15 protein-coding genes are annotated in these 14,228 nt (G+C 74.1%); 7 read left to right on the top strand and 8 right to left on the bottom strand.

Features of this window, described 5'->3' with window-relative positions; all coding sequences use genetic code 11:
- The first annotated feature begins 16 nt into the window (after nucleotides 1-16).
- Complete coding sequence (locus DXZ73_RS08955; RefSeq protein ID WP_116210487.1) at nucleotides 17-445, top strand: MarR family winged helix-turn-helix transcriptional regulator; 429 nt, start codon at nucleotides 17-19, stop codon at nucleotides 443-445.
- Nucleotides 446-463: 18 nt separating this feature from the next.
- Here DXZ73_RS08955 and DXZ73_RS08950 read toward each other — a convergent pair whose 3' ends face one another.
- Nucleotides 464-871, bottom strand: coding sequence for a CoA-binding protein (locus tag DXZ73_RS08950; RefSeq protein ID WP_116210486.1), 408 nt, complete (start codon nucleotides 869-871; stop codon nucleotides 464-466).
- A 57-nt stretch (nucleotides 872-928) separates the two neighbouring features.
- Here DXZ73_RS08950 and DXZ73_RS08945 point away from each other — a divergent pair, with 57 nt between their 5' ends.
- Complete coding sequence (locus DXZ73_RS08945) at nucleotides 929-1,555, top strand: YigZ family protein (protein ID WP_116210485.1); 627 nt, start codon at nucleotides 929-931, stop codon at nucleotides 1,553-1,555.
- Nucleotides 1,556-1,573: 18 nt separating this feature from the next.
- Here DXZ73_RS08945 and DXZ73_RS08940 read toward each other — a convergent pair whose 3' ends face one another.
- Together DXZ73_RS08940 and DXZ73_RS08935 are read right to left on the bottom strand one after the other, a co-directional pair.
- Nucleotides 1,574-2,467, bottom strand: a complete 894-nt coding sequence (locus DXZ73_RS08940) for a polysaccharide deacetylase family protein (RefSeq protein WP_116210484.1) — start codon at nucleotides 2,465-2,467, stop codon at nucleotides 1,574-1,576.
- A 109-nt stretch (nucleotides 2,468-2,576) separates the two neighbouring features.
- Complete coding sequence (locus DXZ73_RS08935; RefSeq protein ID WP_116215503.1) at nucleotides 2,577-3,470, bottom strand: LysR family transcriptional regulator; 894 nt, start codon at nucleotides 3,468-3,470, stop codon at nucleotides 2,577-2,579.
- Nucleotides 3,471-3,591: 121 nt separating this feature from the next.
- On the opposite strand from DXZ73_RS08935, the gene DXZ73_RS08930 reads away from it, so the two are divergent.
- A complete protein-coding gene (locus tag DXZ73_RS08930) occupies nucleotides 3,592-4,431 on the top strand; it encodes an alpha/beta fold hydrolase (RefSeq protein ID WP_116210483.1) in 840 nt (279 codons plus the stop codon).
- 4 nt (nucleotides 4,432-4,435) lie between these two features.
- Here the strand turns inward: DXZ73_RS08930 and DXZ73_RS08925 are convergent, their stop codons facing one another.
- Together DXZ73_RS08925 and DXZ73_RS08920 are read right to left on the bottom strand one after the other, a co-directional pair.
- Complete coding sequence (locus tag DXZ73_RS08925; RefSeq protein ID WP_116210482.1) at nucleotides 4,436-4,810, bottom strand: hypothetical protein; 375 nt, start codon at nucleotides 4,808-4,810, stop codon at nucleotides 4,436-4,438.
- Between the two features lie 77 nt (nucleotides 4,811-4,887).
- Entirely contained in the window at nucleotides 4,888-5,283 is a 396-nt protein-coding gene (locus tag DXZ73_RS08920) for a roadblock/LC7 domain-containing protein (RefSeq protein WP_240351273.1), read from the bottom strand.
- Nucleotides 5,284-5,616: 333 nt separating this feature from the next.
- Here DXZ73_RS08920 and DXZ73_RS08915 point away from each other — a divergent pair, with 333 nt between their 5' ends.
- Together DXZ73_RS08915 and DXZ73_RS08910 are read left to right on the top strand one after the other, a co-directional pair.
- Nucleotides 5,617-6,783: an exonuclease SbcCD subunit D gene (locus DXZ73_RS08915; RefSeq protein ID WP_116210481.1), complete on the top strand. Its 1,167-nt coding sequence runs from the start codon at nucleotides 5,617-5,619 to the stop codon at nucleotides 6,781-6,783.
- Entirely contained in the window at nucleotides 6,780-9,833 is a 3,054-nt protein-coding gene (locus DXZ73_RS08910) for an AAA family ATPase (protein WP_116210480.1), read from the top strand. Before DXZ73_RS08915 ends, DXZ73_RS08910 begins: the two co-directional genes overlap by 4 nt.
- Here DXZ73_RS08910 and DXZ73_RS08905 read toward each other — a convergent pair.
- Nucleotides 9,823-10,269 carry an Lrp/AsnC family transcriptional regulator gene (locus DXZ73_RS08905; RefSeq protein ID WP_116210479.1) on the bottom strand — a complete coding sequence of 149 codons (447 nt, stop codon included), beginning with the start codon at nucleotides 10,267-10,269 and terminating at the stop codon, nucleotides 9,823-9,825. The genes DXZ73_RS08910 and DXZ73_RS08905 overlap by 11 nt on opposite strands.
- Nucleotides 10,270-10,406: 137 nt before the next feature.
- Between DXZ73_RS08905 and DXZ73_RS08900 the strand changes: the two genes are divergently transcribed.
- Together DXZ73_RS08900 and DXZ73_RS08895 are read left to right on the top strand one after the other, a co-directional pair.
- The gene (locus DXZ73_RS08900) at nucleotides 10,407-10,637 is read left to right on the top strand and encodes a hypothetical protein (protein ID WP_116210478.1); all 231 of its coding nucleotides are present in this window, start codon (nucleotides 10,407-10,409) and stop codon (nucleotides 10,635-10,637) included.
- Complete coding sequence (locus DXZ73_RS08895; RefSeq protein WP_116210477.1) at nucleotides 10,637-11,008, top strand: toxin Doc; 372 nt, start codon at nucleotides 10,637-10,639, stop codon at nucleotides 11,006-11,008. The genes DXZ73_RS08900 and DXZ73_RS08895 overlap by 1 nt, the downstream gene beginning before the upstream one ends.
- A 58-nt stretch (nucleotides 11,009-11,066) precedes the next feature.
- Here the strand turns inward: DXZ73_RS08895 and DXZ73_RS08890 are convergent, their stop codons facing one another.
- Together DXZ73_RS08890 and DXZ73_RS08885 are read right to left on the bottom strand one after the other, a co-directional pair.
- A complete protein-coding gene (locus tag DXZ73_RS08890; protein ID WP_116215501.1) occupies nucleotides 11,067-12,752 on the bottom strand; it encodes a DUF885 domain-containing protein in 1,686 nt (561 codons plus the stop codon).
- Between the two features lie 75 nt (nucleotides 12,753-12,827).
- Nucleotides 12,828-14,213 (bottom strand): GNAT family N-acetyltransferase, encoded by a 1,386-nt coding sequence (locus DXZ73_RS08885; protein WP_116210476.1) that lies wholly within the window; start codon nucleotides 14,211-14,213, stop codon nucleotides 12,828-12,830.
- Nucleotides 14,214-14,228 lie beyond the last annotated feature (15 nt).

The following is a 14,228-nucleotide window of genomic DNA, read 5'->3' as shown; positions in this document are numbered from 1 at the left end:
GCGATGGGCTTGAGCCATGACGATCGGTGACGACGAGGCACTGCAACTGGTGATCTCCCTGCACCGGCTCACCCGCAGCCTGCGCAAGGCCTCCACGGCGGGCAGCCTCCAGCTGACGCACGTCGCCGTCCTGGCCCTGCTGGCCCAGAAGGGCCCCTCCCGGATCGGCGAGATCGCCGCCTGGGTGCCCTGCTCCCAGCCGACCGCCACCTCGGCCGTCCTCGGGATGGAGGCGTCGGGCCTGATCCGCCGCGAGCCCGACCCGACGGACGGCCGCGCCTGCCGGGTCACGCTCACCGAACACGGCGTCGCCGCGCTGGCCGGTCTCGCGCGCGGCGAGGCCGAGGTGCTCGCCAGGCGCCTCGCCTCGCTGCGCCCCGACGAGATCCGTCGGCTCGTCGAGGTGGGGCCGCTGCTGCGGCGGCTCGCGGAGACCACCGACTGAGAAGGGCCCGGCCCCCGGTCAGCGCAGGCGGGGGATCTCGATCGCCGGGCAGCGGTCCATCACCATCGAAAGACCGGCCGCACGGGTCCGCTCGTACGCCCCCTCGTCGACGACGCCCAGCTGGAACCACACCGCCTTCGCGCCGATCGCGACCGCCTCGTCCGCGACGCCGCCCGCGAGGTCGCTGTTGACGAAGACGTCCACCACGTCGACGGTAAAGGGGATCTCCGCGAGCGACGCGTACCCCTTCTCCCCGTGGACCGTCTCGGCTCTGGGATGGACGGGCACGATGCGCTTGCCGTGACGCTGCAACACCTCGGCGACGCCGTACGCCGCCCGGCCCTCGTTGGACGACAGACCGACGACCGCCCATGTGTCGCCGGTCTCCTCGATGATCCTGCGGATGATCCCCGCCTCTGCATACATGCCCGCTCAACGAGCATCCCCGCCGGACCATTCCCGAACTGCGCATAGGGTGGCGGGATGCAGGACCAGTACCGGACAGTGACGCGCGAAGGCGTGCACGAGATCGAGATCAACAAGTCGCGCTTCCTCTGCGCGCTCGCGCCCGCCGCGACCGAGGAGGAGGCCCAGGCTTTCATCGCGCGCATCCGCAAGGAGCACCCCACCGCCCGCCACCACTGCTTCGCGTACGTCCTCGGCGCCGACGGCTCCGTCCAGAAGGCGAGCGACGACGGGGAGCCGGGCGGCACGGCGGGCGTCCCCATGCTCCAGATGCTCGTGCGCCGCGAGGTCCGGTACGTGGTCGCCGTCGTCACCCGCTACTTCGGCGGCGTCAAGCTCGGCGCGGGCGGGCTGATCCGGGCGTACGGAGGCGTCGTCGGCGAGGCGCTCGACGTCCTCGGCACGGTGACCCGGCAGCGCTTCCGGCTGGCCACCGTCACCGTCGACCACCAGCGGGCCGGGAAGCTGGAGAACGACCTGCGGGCCACCGGCCGGGCCGTGCGCGAGGTGCGCTACGGCGCCGACGTCCGCATCGAGGTCGGCCTGCCCGAGGCCGAGGTCGAGGGCTTCAGGGCCTGGCTGGCCGACTCCACCGCGGGCACGGCGGGCCTGGAGCTCGGCGGCGAGGCGTACGGGGACGCCTGACCTCGCCGGCCCGCCGGGTCAGATGTAGTCCTCCAGCCGCGCCAGCGCGTAGCCCTGCTCCGTGGCCTTGCGCAGCACCGTGCGCAGCATGTCCGGCATGGTGGCGTTCCACGCCTGGGGGCCGTTGAAGTGCGTGAGGATGATGTCGCCGGGGTGGAACTGCGGGTCGTCCTCCCGGAAGTCGATCCGGTCCGGGAACGCCTCCTCGTTCCACAGCGGCGCGGCACGCGCGCCGCACTCCTCGGCGACGGCGAGGGTCCCGGCGTCGAAGTCGCCGAAGGGCGGCCGGAACAGCCACGGGCGGACGCCGATCTCGTTCTGGAGGATGTCCTGCTGGCCGCAGACCTCCGCGCGCTGCTCGTCCTCGGAGATCGTGATCATCTGCGGGTGGTGCAGCGTGTGGTTCTGGATGGACGCGCCCTGCGCGTGCAGGTCGCGGAAGTAGCCGTAGTCGTCCGCGGCGGACTCGTCGGTGAGGAACGCGGTGACCGGGACGTCGAGGTCCCGCAGCATCTGCAGGAACGAGTGGTCCTTCGCCGCCCCGTCGTCGATCGTCAGGAAGACGACCTTCTCGGTGGTCGGCACGCTGGCGAAGACGGGGATCAGCCCGGGGCCCTGGTCCGCCCAGTCGGGCGTGGTCAGCTGGGGTTTGACCTTGGGCGGGGGCGGTGCCACGAGCGGCGGCTGGTCCAGCCCCCACTTCTTGGCGGCCGCCATCCGCTCTTCCCGCGTCAGCAGCTGCGCCTGGACCTGACCGGCTTGCGCGTGCGCGTCGTCGTGGGCCTCGATGGGCGGGCCGCCCAGGGTGGAACAGGCGGTGGCGCCGGTGAGGAGCACAAACGCGGTCAGCAGATGGGTGACGGGACGTCGGCCTGCCGCCGGGGGCGTGCGTACGGAGCGTATGAGTCGCATAGTCCGGATCCTGGCAGTGCCGTCCGGCGGGCGCGCGCCCGGTTACGCCCATCGGGTCCGGCCGTCACGGGGTCGGCCGAACGGGGGTGGTCCTCCCGCGCGTACGGCGTCAGGACGGAACGGGCCGCCGGACGTGGCAGGCCTCGATCAGGGCCCGCAGCTCGGCGCGGGGAGGGTCGGGACGCACCGCGAGGTAGGTCGGCATCGAGGGGGCGGGGTTGCGCAGGGGGCGGAAGACCACGCCAGGCACGGTCAGTTGGCGGGCGTAGGGGGCGTAGTAGACCGTCCACGACGGCTTGCCGTAGCCGATGGTGGCCAGGGTGTCCTGATCGGTGGTGAACTCGGGGCCGAGGACCGGTTCGAACCTGGCCTCCCGGCAGGAGCGCGTGACCAGCTCGTACAGCGCGGGGTTCCTGGCGTGACCGGCCAGCCGCAGGGGCAGCCCGGCGAGGTCGGCCATGTCGATGGTGCCGCGCACGGCGAGGTCGTGGCGGGCGGGCAGCGCGACCATGAGGGCGTCCTCCCAGAGCGGCAGCAACTCCAGCTCCGGTACGTCCCTTTCGCCCCGCAGCAGTGTCGCGTCCAGCTCACCGGAGCGCACCCGCTTGAGCCGGTCGTCGGTGGCCGCCGTGACCAGTTCGAGCTGGGCGTGCGGGGCGAGCCCGGCGAACTCGGCGAGGATCGCCTCCAGCCGGGTGCCGAGCCCGGAGCTGGTGCCCAGCCGCAGCGTGGTGGCCCGCTCGGACCGCAGCTCGTCGATCGCCTCCCGCGCCCGCGCCTGCGCGGCCAGCACCTCCCTGGCGTGGGGCAGCAGCCGCCGGCCCGCCTCGGTCAGCCGCACGGCCCGGGTGGTGCGGTCGAACAGCTCCACCCCGAGCTCCCGCTCCAGCCTGCGCACCTGCTGGCTGACGGCCGACTGCACGATGTGCAGCCGCTCCGCGGCCCGGCCGAAGTGCAGCTCTTCCGCCACGGTCAGGAAGTAGCGCAACTGCCGTATCTCCATGCCCACCCCATTGATCAGCATCCGCGATGAGTGTAAGCGCGGTTCGCCTGTTGGCCGACGGCGCTGATCGCGGTGAAGTGGGGAGCGTCCCCGAAGGAACACCGAGGAAAGAGGAACACCGATGCCCAGGACCACCCTGCCGATCAGCGGCGGCACGGCCACCGTCGAGTACGACGTCACCGGGACCGGCCCGGGGCTCGTGCTCGTGCACGGCACCGCGGCCACCCGCGAGCAGTGGGTGCCGCTGACCGAGGCGGTCGCCGACCGGTTCACGGTGGTGGCCCCCGACCTCTCGGGGTCGGGCGGCACCACCGACCACGGCGGCCCGGTCACCCTCGCCGATCTCGCCGACGAGGTGCTCGCGGCGGCCGACCACGCCGGGCTCGACTCCTTCCACCTGGTCGGCCACTCGCTCGGCTCGGCCGTCGCGACCCACGTGGCGGGCACCCGCCCCGAGCGCGTCCGCTCCCTCGCGCTGCACGCGGGATGGGTGCGCACCGACGTCCGGATGGCGGCCGAATTCCGCTCCTGGCTGGAGATGCTGCGCGTGGACGCGGAGCACGGGACGGCCCTGTTCGCCCGGGCCGTCCCGCTGCTGGCCTTCGGCCCCCGCTACTGGGAACGCGTCGACACCCCGGCCCACGAGGAGTTCGTCCGCGTGTTCGCCGGGATGATCGGGGCGGGCGCGGCCCGGCAGACCGAGGTCGACCTCACGGTCGACCTGCGCCCCCTGCTCGGCCGGATCACCGCCCCCACGCTGGTGCTGGCCAGCTCCCACGACCGGGTGATCGGCCCCGAACAGCAGGAGGCGCTGGTGGCGGGCATCGCCCGGGCGCGCTACGCGGAGATCGACGCCGGGCACGGCGCGCCCGGCGAGGACCCGGCCGGTTTCGCGGCGAAGCTGACCGCCTATCTGGACGAGCGGCTCGCGGCGGACCGGGAGCCGGTGACCGCGCCCTGAAGGCTCAGACCTCCAGCTCCGCCTCTATCCGCTTCAGCTGGTGCCGGGCCATGGCGAGATTCGCCCGCTGGGCATCGAGGACGAGGTAGAGGAAGAGGCCGTTGCCGCCGCGCCCGGTCAGCAGCCGGATCAGGTGGTACTGGGAGCCGAGCGTGATGAGGATGTCCTCGATCCGGTCCTGGAGGCTGAGCATTTCCATGGCGCGGAGCTTGGCCCGTACGACATCCGTGTTCGCCGCGGCGGCGACGTTGAGGTCGAGCGACTGGGACCCGCCGAGGGTACCGAGCGCCATGCCGCTGCCGTAATCGACGAGGGCCACGCCGAGGGCCCCCTCGATCGAGCCCATCGCGTCCTTGAGTGCCATTTCCGTGTTCGCCATGACTGATCCGCTTTCGGTGTCGGTGATGGTGATGGGTTTCGGGTTCCGAGGTCTCGGTGCGGGGCGCCTGCGCCCGCTCACACCTGTCGCCGGTGCGCGGGCGACGCGTCGAGCAGAGCGGCTATCCGGGGGCAGGACCGGCGGGCCTCCAGATTCAGCCGGCCCACATTGGCGTCGGCGGCGGCCAGCAGCGTCAGCACGCTCGACGTACCGGCCGCGTAGGTGGCCACATAGCCGAATTCGCCGCTGACCAGCAGCTCGCGGAAGCCGCCGTGGCCCACGGCGTCCGTCAGCCGGGCGCCCACCCCGAGGGCCGCGGCGGTCAGCGCGGCCATGCCGTCGGGCTCCGCGTGGGAGAGAAGGTGCGCTATCACCAGCCCGTCCGTGCTCGCCACCATCGAACCGGTCAGATGGGGTACCCGGATCCGTAACTCCTGGAGCTCGGCGAGCACTTCGGGTGGTGCTGCGGTCATCGACTGCCTCCTTCCGGCGAACTGCCTCAAAGTGCGCCTCATCATGGGATCGGTCGAAACTGGCGGCTGCACGGCACGGTCACACATTCCTCTCCTGCCCGTGGGCGATTACCGGTGGCGTGTCCGTTGCGACGGAAGGTAACCGATCGTGCGGCTGTGGCTCAGGCTTTTGGCATTTGTCGCCGGAAAATCCGGCTCCGCCCTCCGGGCGCCTCCCGCATCGGATAGAGATGTCGTACCCGGGTGCGAAAATGGCCGCCGGTCCCCTCGAGCAGGCGCGCGGGGCCGGAGCAGAGCCGGAGGATCGAAAGACATGGAGGTCGGAGCCGCGACATGAGAATGCTGCACACCTCCGACTGGCACCTCGGGCGCTCCTTCCACCGCATCGGCCTGCTGAAGGCCCAGCGGCAGTTCATCGACCACCTCGTGAGCGCGGTCCACGAGCACGAGGCCGACGTGGTGCTCGTCTCCGGGGACGTCTACGACCGGGCGGTGCCACCGCTCGCCGCCGTCGAGCTGTTCGACGAGGCGCTGCACCGGCTCGCCGACGCCGGGGTGCCCACCGTGATGATCTCCGGCAACCACGACTCGCCCCGCCGCCTGGGCGTCGGCGCCGGGCTCATCGAGCGGGCGGGCATACACCTGCGCACCGACCCGGCGGGCTGCGGCACCCCCGTCCTGCTCACCGACGCGCACGGCGACGTCGCCTTCTACGGCCTGCCCTACCTGGAGCCCGCCCTCGTGCGCGAGGAGCTCGGCGCCCCCCGCGGCGGTCACCAGGCCGTGCTGCGGGCCGCCATGGACCGGGTCCGCGCCGACCTCGCCACGCGGCCCGCAGGGACCCGGTCCGTCATCCTCGCGCACGCCTTCGTCACGGGCGGCGCGGGCAGCGACAGCGAGCGCGACATCACCGTGGGCGGCGTCGCCTCCGTCTCCCCGGAGACCTTCGACGGCGTCGACTACGCCGCCCTCGGCCACCTCCACGGCTGTCAGACCATCACCGAGCGCGTCCGCTACTCCGGCTCGCCGCTGGCGTACTCCTTCTCCGAGGCCGACCACCGCAAGACCATGTGGCTCGTCGATCTCGGCGCCGGCGGCGCCCTGACCGCCGAGCGGCTGGACTGCCCCGTGCCGCGCCCGCTCGCCCGGATCCGCGGCCGCCTCGACGAGCTGCTGGGCGACCCGCGGCTCGAGAAGCACGAGCAGGCGTGGGTCGAGGCCACCCTCACCGACCCGCACCGCCCCGAGGAGCCCATGGCCCGCCTCGCCCGGCGCTTCCCGCACGTGGTCAGCCTCGTCCTCGAACCCGACCGGGCCCCCGAGGACCCCCACGCCTCCTACGCCCAGCGGCTCCGGGGCCGCACCGACCACCAGATCGCCGAGGACTTCGTCGCCCATGTGCGCGGCGGCCGGGGGGCCGACGACGCCGAGAGCACCGTGCTGACCGGCGCCATCGACGCCGTACGGCTGGCCGCGGCCCTCGGCGAGGAGGCCCGATGAGGCTGCACCGGCTCTCCCTCCACGCCTTCGGGCCCTTCGGCGGCTCCCAGGACATCGACTTCGACGCCCTGTCCTCCGCCGGGCTCTTCCTGCTGCACGGCCCCACCGGCGCCGGGAAGACCTCCGTCCTCGACGCGGTCTGCTACGCCCTCTACGGCGGGGTGCCCGGCGCCCGCCAGGGCAGCGGCCTGACCCTGCGCAGCGATCACGCCGACCCGGGCACCCTCACCGAGGTGACCCTCGACCTCACCGTCGGCGGCCGCCGGCTGGAGATCACCCGGCGGCCCGAGCAGCTCCGCCCCAAGAAACGGGGCGCCGGCCACACCCGGGAGAAGGCCCACAGCACGCTGCGCGAGCGCACCGACGACGGCCGGTGGCAGGGCCTCAGCCGCTCCCACCAGGAGATCGGCGAGGAGATCACCCAGCTGCTCGGCATGAGCCGTGAGCAGTTCTGCCAGGTCGTGCTGTTGCCGCAGGGCGACTTCGCGCGCTTCCTGCGCGCCGAGGACACCGCCCGCGGCAAGCTGCTCGGCAAGCTCTTCGACACCAGCCGCTTCGCCGCCGTCGAGGACCGCCTCGCCGAGCTGCGCCGGGCCGCCGAGAAGCAGGTCACCAGCGGCGACGAGCAGCTCCTGGCCCTCGTTCACCGGATGCAGCAGGCCGTCGCCGACCCGTCCCTGCCCGCCCTCGTCGCCGTGCCCGGGCAGCGCGCCTCCTCCCGTACGGCACCTCCCGGCGGAGCGACCCCGGCCCCCGGTGACGCCGGGCTGGCCGAGGCCGTGCTGGCCTGGGCGGCGCTGGCCCGCTCCGGCGCCCGGGAGCGGCGGGACGCCGCGGCCGTCGCCGTGCGCACCGCCGAGGCCGCCCACCGCGCCGCCCAGCACCACGCCGACGCCACCCGCGAACTGGCCGGACTCCAGCGCAGGCACGCCGCGGCCCGGCAGCGCGCCGCCGCCTTCGAGGAGCGCGCGGCCGAGGCCGAGCGGCTGCGCGAGCGCCTGGAGCGGGCGCACGCCGCCGAGTCCGTCGTCCCCGCCCTGGAGCTGTACGAGGAGGCCGGGCGCGCGCACCGCGCGGCCGCCGGCGCCGAAGCACACGCCCGCGACCGGCTCCCCGCCGACCACCGGAGCGCCGCCGCGGCCGAGCTCGCCGCCCTGGAGCGGACCCACCGCGAGGACCTCGGCTCGCTCTCGGCCGCCCGCCGCGCAGAACAGCGCGCCGCCGAGATCGCCGCCGAACTCGCCGACCTGGACCACGAGGCCCGCTCCGACGAGGACGCTCTCACCGAGGCCGCCGACTGGCTCGCCGGCCGGGAGGCCCGGCACGCCCACCACCGGCAGCGCGTCGAGCGCGCCCAGGAGGCGGCCACCCGGGCCGCCCGCCTGGAGGGCGAGGTGGCCCCCGCCGGGCGCAGGCTGGACGCCGCCCGGGAGCGCGACCGGCTGGCCGGGCAGGCCACCGGCGCCCGGGCCCGGCTGCTCGAGGCGCGCGAGCGGGCCACCGCGGCCCGCGAGCGCTGGCTCGACCTCAAGGAGCGCCGCCTGCTCGGCATCGCCGCCGAACTCGCCGCCGGGCTGACCCCCGGCACGGCCTGCAAGGTGTGCGGGGCCACCGAGCACCCCGACCCCGCCCGTACCACCGCCGGTCACGTCGACCGTGCCGACGAGGCCCGTGCCCTCGACCTCTCCCAGCACGCCGACGCCGCCCGCGAACGGTCCGAGCGGGAGCTCCAGGCGCTGTGCGACGCCCTCGCCCACGCCGAGACCGACGCCGGCCCGGCGACCGTCGCCGAACTGGCAGCGGCCGCCGAGGACATCCGGCGCTCCTTCGCCGAGGCCCGGGCCGCGGGGGCGGACGCGCACCACGCCCGCGAGGCGCTGCAGGGCGCCGAGCGGGAGTACGAGCTGCGCAGCGCCGGGCAGCGGGCGGCCCAGCTGCGCGTCACCGCCCGCACCGCCCGCAGGGAGCACCTCGACGCCGAACTGCGCGCGCTGGAGAAGGAACTGGCGAAGGCGCGCGGGGGAGCGGCGACCGTCGCCGCGCACGCCGCGCGGCTGGAGCGCCGCCTGACCCTCCTCGCCGACGCCGCCGAGGCCGTACGGGCCGCGGAGAGCGCGGCGGACGACCTGGCGAAGGCCGGGGCGAGGCTCGCCGGGGCGGCCGCCCGCGCCGGATTCGCCACGCCCTCGGACGCGGCCGGTGCCGTGCTCCCCGGCGCCGAGCAGCGCGCCCTGCGGCACCGCCTCGACGCCTGGCGGAGCGAGGAGGCGGCCGTCGCCGCCGAGCTGGCCGACCCGCGGAACGCGGCCGCCGCCGGGCGGCCTCCCGCCGACCCGGCCGCCGCCGACGCGCTGCTGGCCGCCGCGACCCGGCGGCTGCGCGAGACCTCCGCCGCCGAGTCCGCCGCCCGCACGCGCTGCGCGGAGCTGGACCGGCTCTCCGCGCAGGCCGCCGCCGACGTGCGCCGCCTCGCCCCGCTGCGCGAGGAGCACCACCGCGTGGCGGGCCTCGCGACGCTCGTCGCCGGGACGTCCGCCCACAACGAGCGGAAGATGCGCCTGGAGTCCTATGTGCTCGCCGCCCGGCTGGAGCAGGTCGCGGCCGCCGCGACCCTGCGGCTCCGGCGGATGTCGGGCGGGCGCTACACCCTCGTCCACTCCGACGCCCGGTCCGGAGCGCGCCGTTCGGGCCTCGGCCTGCATGTCGTCGACGCCTGGACCGGCCGCGAGCGCGACACCGCGACCCTCTCCGGCGGGGAGACCTTCTTCGCCTCCCTGGCCCTCGCCCTCGGTCTCGCCGACGTGGTGACGGAGGAGGCGGGCGGCATCCGGCTCGACACGCTCTTCATCGACGAGGGCTTCGGCAGCCTCGACGAGGAGACCCTCGACGAGGTGCTGGACGTGCTCGACTCCCTGCGCGAGCGGGACCGCACGGTCGGCATCGTCAGCCACGTCGCCGACCTCCGCCGGCGCGTCCCCGCTCAACTCCAGGTCGTCAAGGGCCGGTCGGGGTCCGCCGTGCGCCACCGCACGGCGGGGGTCACCGGCTGAGCGCCCGGCGGGCGAGCGGTGAGGAGTAGACCACGCTCGTGGTCACCGCGCCGAGAGCGCCGATCCGCCCGGCGACCTCCTCCAGGTGCCGCATCGACCGGGCCGCGACCTTGATCACGAAGCAGTCGTCGCCCGTGACGTGGTGCGCCTCCAGGATCTCCGGCGTGGTCGCCAGCAGATCGTGCAACGGCTCGTAGTTCCCGTTCGGACAGCGCAGCCGGACGAAGGCGAGGACGGGCAGCCCCAGCTTCTCGGGGTCGACGACGGCCGTGTACCCGCCGATGACACCCGCCTCCTCCAGCCTGCGGACCCGCTCGGTCACGGCGCTGGAGGACATCTCCACCGTGCGCGCCAACTCCGCGAAGCCCGCACGGCCGTTGCTCTGGAGGGCATCGAGGATGCGCCAGTCGGTGGCGTCGGGGGAATAGCCGGTCATGGGTGATGTCTACCGTGGAAACCCCAGCCGAACAAGGGTTTTACCGGGGATTGACCGTTCGACCGGCAGGCGCGGACGGATCCGCGAGGGCCGGTCGGCCCCTGCCGCGTCCGGTACTGGGCCGGTACCGTGGAGCCATGCCGGCACTCAACATTGAATTCACGGAAGAGGAGCTCGCGGCCATCCGTGAGGCCGCTGCCGCCGACGGGAAGAGCATCAAGGCCTATGTGCACGACCTGTCCGTGCGCGAGCAGCAGCGACGCCGCTTCGTGGAGCGTGCCGCGAAGTTCTGGAACGAACACATAGAGGAATTCGACGCCGCCTTCCCTGAGGAGGCACCTCCGTCCGAGGGCGGTGCGGCCGCCTGATGACGTTGCTCATCGATCTGCCCTGGCTCCTCGGTGTGCAGGAGCAGAAGCTGTACGAAGAGCCCGCCGTCCACGACTACACCGCCCTCGCCGCCGCGGTCTCCCGGCACGCCTTCGACGTCGCGAAGTTCGACCACGAGCCCGACGCCGCCTGGCGTGCCGCCGCCCTGATGCACACCCTGGTCCGGCTCCAGCCGCTGCCGGTGCGCAGCAGTCTCTACGCCTGCATGGTCGTCGTCGCCTATATGGCCGCCGCGGGCGAGGGCATCGACCCGCCCTACGGCTCCATAGTCGATCTCGCCCGGGACATCAAGGAATACCGCGTCGACGTCTACGAATGCGCCGACCGCATCCGGACCTGGCGCATCTGAGCCGCCCCGCGCGGGGCGGGCCCGGATGCTGCACCGGGCCCGCCCCCGCGTCCGTGCGTCAGAGCGCCGAGAGCTCCGCCAGCAGGTCGTCCAGGCCCAGTGATCCCTGTGACAGCGCCGCCATGTGCCAGGCCTTCGCGTCGAACGCGTCACCGTGCGCCTTGCGGGCCGCGTCGCGCCCGGCCAGCCAGGCCCGCTCGCCGAGCTTGTAGCCGATGGCCTGGCCCGGCAGACCGAGGTAGCGCACCAGCTCGCTGTCGACGAAGCCCGCCGGGCGGCCGCTGTGCAGCCCGAAGAACTCCCGTGCCAGCTCGGGCGTCCACCGCTCGCCGGGGTGGAACGGCGAGTGCTCCGGGATCCGCAGCTCCAGGTGCATCCCGATGTCGATGATCACCCGCGTGGAGCGCATCATCTGGGCGTCCAGATAACCCAGTCGGCGCCCGGGGTCGGTGAGGAAGCCCAGCTCGTCCATGAGCCGCTCCGCGTACAGCGCCCAGCCCTCGCAGTTGGCGCTGACGTTGCCGATCGTGGTCTGGTAGCGCGAGAGCCGTTCCGCCACGTGCGCCCACTGCGCGAGCTGGAGGTGGTGGCCGGGCACGCCCTCGTGGTACCAGGTGGACACCAGGTCGTACTCCGGGAACCGGGTCTCGCCCATCGTCGGCAGCCACGTCCGGCCCGGGCGCGAGAAGTCCTCGGACGGCGAGCTGTAGTACGGGGCCGCGGCGCTGCCCTCGGGCGCGATCCGGGACTCCACCCGCTTGACCCGCTCGGCCAGCTCGAAGTGGGTGCCGTCCAGCGCCTCGATGGTCTCGTCCATCAGCCGCTGGAGCCACACCCGCACCTCCTCGACGCCCTCGATGTGCGGCCCATGGACGTCGAGATGGGCCAGCGCCTCCCACGGGGACTTCGCGCCGGGCAGGATCTTCTCGGCCTCGGTGCGCATCTCGGCGAGGATGCGGTGGAACTCCGACCAGCCGTACGCGTACGCCTCGTCGAGGTCGAGGTCCGTGCCGTTCCACAGGCGCGACCAGCGGGCGTACCGCTCGCGGCCCACCACCTCGGGGGCGCCCTCGACGGCCGGGGCGTAGACGTCGCGCAGCCAGTCGCGCAGCGCGACGAGCCCGCCGGTCGCGGTGGCGGCGCTCCCCTCCAGCTCCGCGCGCAGCTCCTCGGGTCCCTGCGCGACGAACTCCGCGAACCAGCCGCCGTCCGTGCCGATCCACTCGCCCAACTGCCCGATGACGGTGGTCACCTGGCTCGGACCGGCGGGCAGCTTCTGCGCGAGGCCCTCGGCGAGGGCCTCGCGGTAGGACTCCAGCGCCGCGGGCACGGCCCGCAGCCGCTCGGCGACCGCCGACCAGTCCTCGGCGCTCTCCGTCGGCATCATGGTGAACGCCTGCCGCACGGAGTGCACCGGGGAGTGGATATTGCTCACCGCGCGCAGCTGCTCGCCCGCCTCGTGGACGGCGAGTTCGGCGGTGAGCCGCTCCCGCAGCAAGCGGGCGCAGCGCCGCTCGATGTCGCTGTCCGCGCCCGGCCGCCGCTCCGCCTCGGCCAGCCGGCCGAGGGTCGTGCGGGCCAGGTCGGCCAGCGCCCGCCCGCCCGCGGGCGAGAAGTCCGGCAGCCGCCGCGAGGACTCCGCCACCCCGAGGTAGGTGCCGGCGAGCGGGTCGAGTTCGATGAACGCGTCGACGTAGGCGTCGGCGACCTGGCGGGGAAGCGGGTTCACGGTGTTGTTCGGCATGCGGTCATCCTCGTACGCGTGGGGCGGCCGCGTCACCGGCATTTCGGGATCCGGATCCCGGAGCGGGGCGGCTTTTCAGCGCTTGCGGGCGGAAGATCCCGTACGGGTCGCGGGCCCGGCCGGTGCCGGGGCGAGGCGGGCCGTGACGACCAGCGTGCCCTCCTCGATCAGATAGTCCAGCGGCAGGTCCAGCGCGCGCATCGCCGCCACCATCGCGGTGTTGGACGCCTGGGTGACGGCGTAGACGCTCTCGCACCCCGCGTCGGCGGCCATCGCCACCAGCCTGCCCAGCAGTTCGCCGCCGACTCCGCGCCGCTGCCACGCGTCCTCGACGAGCAGCGAGATCTCGGTCTCCTCGCCGTCCCACAACAGATGGCCGAGCGCCACCAGCCGGCCGGACGCCGTGTACGCGGCCAGGGTGCGGCCGAAGCGCGGGCTCAGCAGGTGGCGGAGATAGCGGTCGGCGTCACCGACCGGTCCGTGGTAGCGCCGGGACAGCGTCGCGGCGGAGCAGCGCTCGTGCATCTCGCGCGCCGCGGTGAGATCGTCGAGTCCGGCGCGGCGCACGGTGATCTCGTTGCCCTCGGGCAGCGTCAGCACATCGCTGCGCGGCGGGACGCGCGGGCCGAGGCGGGCGTCCAGCTCGACCAGCGCGCGGGCCCGCGCGAACTCGGTGGGAGTGAAGGGGAGATGGGGGCGCTCGATGGTGATCGTCCCGCCCGAGGGGTCCGGCAGCCGCATCACCGTCTCCTCCCACACCCCCTCCGGGGGTACCGCCGGATCCGGGCCGCCGTCGGCGGCGGGCACCGAGCGGATGGCGCAGCGGCCGAACAACTGCCGCAGCGCGAGCGGGAGTTCCGCCGCGTCGAGGGCCGTGCGGGTGGCGAGTGTGAGCGCCCGGGTCGGGGCGTCCACGAGATCGTGGGCGTCGGCGCGCTCCAGCCAGGTGCCGCTGCCGCCACCGGCGGCAGCGGCGTCCGCCAGCTCGGCGGGCGTCAGGGCGTCCGGGGCGCGCAGCAGGAGCTCGTCCACGGCGCCGTCGGCCAGCGGATGCGTCTGGAGCGCGAGGATGTCGACGTGGTGGTGGGCCAGCGCCATGCACAGCGCGGCGAGACTGCCGGGCTCGTCCCGCACGGTCGTCCGCATCCGCCACAGGGCGGTGCTCTGCCCGGTGACGGACGAGGGTGCCGTGCCGACTTCGCCGTTCGCGACGGGGAGGGCCTTGCCGGGCCGCGGGGGAGCGGCGTGGTGCCGCCGCGCCCACCAGGTGTGGAAGCCCGCCGTGGCGAGCAGCGCGGCGGCAGAGGAGACCAGCAGGACGGGGCCGTCCGGGCCGTGCGCGACCGTGTTGGCCACGGAGTCGGCGGCGGCGACCGCGGTGAACAGGGCGGCCAGCTCCACCAGATCCCGCCGCCAGTGATGGCGCGCGTGCGCGCTCTTCGCACGGGTCTCGTCAGTCATGGGCCCACCCTGACC

Source organism: Streptoverticillium olivoreticuli subsp. olivoreticuli (genome assembly GCF_003391135.1).
Classification (GTDB): Bacteria; Actinomycetota; Actinomycetes; order Streptomycetales; family Streptomycetaceae; genus Streptomyces; species Streptomyces blastmyceticus.
Note: the sequence above shows the minus strand (reverse complement) of the source record. Positions and strands in the feature narration are given on the sequence as shown.

What these genes read in the sequence shown, in the direction of transcription:
- DXZ73_RS08955 (WP_116210487.1), top strand. Translation starts at nt 17, where the DNA reads ATGACGATCGGTGACGACGAGGCACTGCAACTGGTGATCTCCCTGCAC.
- DXZ73_RS08950 (WP_116210486.1), bottom strand. Translation starts at nt 871, where the DNA reads ATGTATGCAGAGGCGGGGATCATCCGCAGGATCATCGAGGAGACCGGC.
- DXZ73_RS08945 (WP_116210485.1), top strand. Translation starts at nt 929, where the DNA reads ATGCAGGACCAGTACCGGACAGTGACGCGCGAAGGCGTGCACGAGATC.
- DXZ73_RS08940 (WP_116210484.1), bottom strand. Translation starts at nt 2,467, where the DNA reads ATGCGACTCATACGCTCCGTACGCACGCCCCCGGCGGCAGGCCGACGT.
- DXZ73_RS08935 (WP_116215503.1), bottom strand. Translation starts at nt 3,470, where the DNA reads ATGGAGATACGGCAGTTGCGCTACTTCCTGACCGTGGCGGAAGAGCTG.
- DXZ73_RS08930 (WP_116210483.1), top strand. Translation starts at nt 3,592, where the DNA reads ATGCCCAGGACCACCCTGCCGATCAGCGGCGGCACGGCCACCGTCGAG.
- DXZ73_RS08925 (WP_116210482.1), bottom strand. Translation starts at nt 4,810, where the DNA reads ATGGCGAACACGGAAATGGCACTCAAGGACGCGATGGGCTCGATCGAG.
- DXZ73_RS08920 (WP_240351273.1), bottom strand. Translation starts at nt 5,283, where the DNA reads ATGACCGCAGCACCACCCGAAGTGCTCGCCGAGCTCCAGGAGTTACGG.
- DXZ73_RS08915 (WP_116210481.1), top strand. Translation starts at nt 5,617, where the DNA reads ATGAGAATGCTGCACACCTCCGACTGGCACCTCGGGCGCTCCTTCCAC.
- DXZ73_RS08910 (WP_116210480.1), top strand. Translation starts at nt 6,780, where the DNA reads ATGAGGCTGCACCGGCTCTCCCTCCACGCCTTCGGGCCCTTCGGCGGC.
- DXZ73_RS08905 (WP_116210479.1), bottom strand. Translation starts at nt 10,269, where the DNA reads ATGACCGGCTATTCCCCCGACGCCACCGACTGGCGCATCCTCGATGCC.
- DXZ73_RS08900 (WP_116210478.1), top strand. Translation starts at nt 10,407, where the DNA reads ATGCCGGCACTCAACATTGAATTCACGGAAGAGGAGCTCGCGGCCATC.
- DXZ73_RS08895 (WP_116210477.1), top strand. Translation starts at nt 10,637, where the DNA reads ATGACGTTGCTCATCGATCTGCCCTGGCTCCTCGGTGTGCAGGAGCAG.
- DXZ73_RS08890 (WP_116215501.1), bottom strand. Translation starts at nt 12,752, where the DNA reads ATGCCGAACAACACCGTGAACCCGCTTCCCCGCCAGGTCGCCGACGCC.
- DXZ73_RS08885 (WP_116210476.1), bottom strand. Translation starts at nt 14,213, where the DNA reads ATGACTGACGAGACCCGTGCGAAGAGCGCGCACGCGCGCCATCACTGG.